Source organism: Nonomuraea sp. NPDC003214 (assembly GCF_053590035.1).
In genome coordinates, this window is sequence record NZ_JBSFSX010000041.1 from 1 (window position 1) to 2951 (window position 2951).

A 2951-nucleotide genomic window follows, 5' to 3' on the forward strand; every position below is an offset into this window, starting at 1 on the left:
GCAGCCCGTGCAAGGCCGGCCACCTGTGCAAGGCCATCTCCGTCCTTCAAAACCACCGGCTCGCGCAGGCCGCGTGAGGATGAAAAGCATTCACTCTTCGACTTCGCTCACTTGGCCACTACTAGGTCCGGGCCCGTCGCGCCGAGGACATTTCCGTACGTCTTTATCCGGAAGGAGAGTCTTCCTCCAGGTTTCTGTCATCTGGAGGACTTTGCAGGTAGGAGGAAGACCCGATTATGACCTGCTGGGGAGCTGCGCTGGGGTCTATATGAATTCGCATCTCCTCAAGCTTGTAAGGTAGCGTTTCCCATTCTCTGGGTTTGCCGCCCTGGTCGTATTTGGCAAATGCCTCTCGAACTAACCGCACGTATCCTTGGCGGATGTTCACCTCTCGGCCGGACTTGATGGCTTCAGTAATTCTTGCGGTGGCTGCTTTCAGTGGCGCATAGGTGTACACCCTGCAGTTCTTCGGTTTGCCTGCCCATGTGACGTCCTCTGAGACGTCGATCCTCTCGTAGTTCCTCTCTCTCATGTCGAGAAGCGAGAGGTCGTCCCGCAAGACAGGAAACACTGTCCCGTCGCATTCGTCGTACATGCGAGGTTCGATTCCCAGTACGACCGTCACTCCCGTGTACTCCAGGCCGTCGGACCGAAAATAGGTCCGCTCAGGATGGGAGCTCTTGTCAGAGCCTACGCACCAGCTCCGGGCCCACCCTTGCAGCTTGGCGTAACAGAACTTGGTGCCGTCTACGGAATGCCCAAGGGTTGCTTCCACAGAGGCCGGGCTGCTCAATGAGGCGTACCCAAAAATAAAGACTTCGCTATTCAACTCGAAATTCTCCCAACCTGTCCAGGCTCGCGGCTTGTCTTTGTGTTTGACTTCTATCTCCTGAAAATGTCCCAACAGGAGCGATTCTGTCAGCTCGTACTCCTTGGAGCTGTAGAAAGGGAAGCCGTTCCCGAGAGAGGTGCCCGTAATTACAACAAGAAGCGTCACGCGGCTTTTCTCGATTATATGAGATTGGCCGGCCAGAAGGATGTAGTCCCCCTCTGCTGTCTGCCGAGCTGAAAGCTCGGTGCTAAGTGGAGTGAATACACTGAAGGGCACGCCGCTCCGTCCGTATGCCCAGTACGCTGATTCCCTTCAAGGCGCCTCTTTCACCTTGGGCTACCTTCTGTGGAAAATTTGTGATGAAGCGGGGGGTGCCAGTAGATTGGATTCGAGCAAAGACCTGGATGGTGATGTTGACTAATGGAGATGTCGTTCCATTATAGAATCGAGCGATGAGTACAGGAAATCCGTCAAGGTGATCCTCTATCGATAGCGCCTCTCTCCATACAATAGGGTCCTGGTGGAAAAGCTTGAAAACGAAGGCCCCCAAAAGCAGCACTGGAAAAATGACCCCAAGCATGGAGGTGAGCAATCCAATGACAGCAAAAAGCAGGCTGTCCTCGGCCTTTAGGATATCGCCTGGATTCAATATTGCTCCGAAACCCTCGCGGAGCGAGTATGAAATGCTGCGATCCTCGGCGCGGGCTAAATGAAGAGCCAGTCCAGTCGCGGCGCCGATGCCTATAGTCACTGCCGCATAGAGAAAAACAATTCTGTGCAGCTTCCAGCGGCTCACGGTCAAGGCAAACGATGTCTTGATGACAGGGTGCCGTTTCCGCCAGGCCAGAAATCGCATGGGAGGATTGTAGGCAGCGGCCAACGTGGTGTCACCCTCCGCCGGTGTCCAACTGGCCGAATCCGCCTAATTGTGCAGACCGTAGTAGCTTTGGATCAACGTGAAAATCTTTCAGGTGCTAAAAGGACGGCAGGGCCCGCGGCTGAGTGACAAAGTGAGTGCCATCCGGGATGCCCTGGGTGATGCGCTGTGCCCGTCGGTGCACAGCTCATCAGCACGACTTGTCCAGGCTTACCGCATGCTGCCGTCCTCCGGGCAAGCCTTGGCAGAGCAGCTCTCTTCGCTCGATCGCAATCCTGGCCCGAGCGGACAGGCGTGCGGCCGGCGTCACCTGGTGAGTGAGGCGAGAGGTGACGGGCAGGCAGAGAGGTTCTGCGTCGTACGGGTTGCATCGGCGTCAAGGCCGAACCGCCGGTCTCGGTGACCGAGGTGTTACTGTCCGCTGTTCAGGATTGACGGGTTCTTGTAGCGTGCCGTCTGTGATGCGCGTCCCCTGGGCAACACTCAGCGGTCAAGATGTCGAAGATCTCGCTGCCCTCCTGCTGTTCAGCGAATTCCCCGACGGTGCTCAGCACATCACCCCGTCCCGGGGCGATGGCGGCATGGATGTGAGAATCTGGACGCCGGATGGCTGGGACGTCTACCAGATCAAAAAATTCTTCAAGGCGCTAGAAGCTGGCCAAAAGACGCAGGTGCTGGACTCCTTTTCGGCATTTCAAGCCGAGGTCGCCGGCACAGCGATGCAAGTGAAGCGCTGGACAGTACTTATGCCATGGGATCCAAGCCGGGAACAACGGGCGTGGTTTGAGCGAGAGACCGCCAACGATGCCTTCCCTACAGCATGGGAAGGGCTGAGACGCCTCGAACTGCTGGCGAGTCGTCATCCGGCCGCCATCGATTACTTCATCGGGAACGGTAGAGAGCGCCTGGCCGATCTCATCTTGGAGGCGATGCGCATCGTCTCGTCGCCGCCCGAGATCGCCCCGGGAGGAGCACTTGCCGCCGCGGCATTAGCTGAGTTGGTGGCCAAGGTGATGGGGATCGAAAGCCTTCTGGCCAAGACGGATCCCTTCTATCGATACACCATCACGATCGAGCCGGTGCCGGATTTCGACGACGTACCCGCAGCCCTCTTCCAGCCGCCTGGACTTGCCTATGCCAAATACCACAGTGAATGCTTTTCATCCTCACGCGGCCTGCGCGAGCCGGTGGTTTTGAAGGACGGAGATGGCCTTGCACAGGTGGCCGGCCTTGCACGGGCTG

At 57.4% G+C, this 2951-nt stretch carries 3 protein-coding genes; 1 reads left to right on the plus strand and 2 read right to left on the minus strand.

Annotated features, from left to right (window positions below; genetic code table 11):
• Nucleotides 1–163: 163 nt before the first annotated feature.
• Together ACWDXC_RS45185 and ACWDXC_RS45190 are read right to left on the minus strand one after the other, a co-directional pair.
• Entirely contained in the window at nt 164–997 is an 834-nt protein-coding gene (locus ACWDXC_RS45185) for a gamma-glutamylcyclotransferase family protein (protein WP_449993243.1), read from the minus strand.
• Nucleotides 998–1079: 82 nt separating this feature from the next.
• Nucleotides 1080–1688, minus strand: a complete 609-nt coding sequence (locus tag ACWDXC_RS45190) for a hypothetical protein (protein WP_449993245.1) — start codon at nt 1686–1688, stop codon at nt 1080–1082.
• A 479-nt stretch (nt 1689–2167) separates the two neighbouring features.
• Between ACWDXC_RS45190 and ACWDXC_RS45195 the strand changes: the two genes are divergently transcribed.
• A partial coding sequence (locus tag ACWDXC_RS45195; RefSeq protein WP_449993247.1) for a hypothetical protein occupies nt 2168–2951 on the plus strand: 784 nt, incomplete at its 3' end.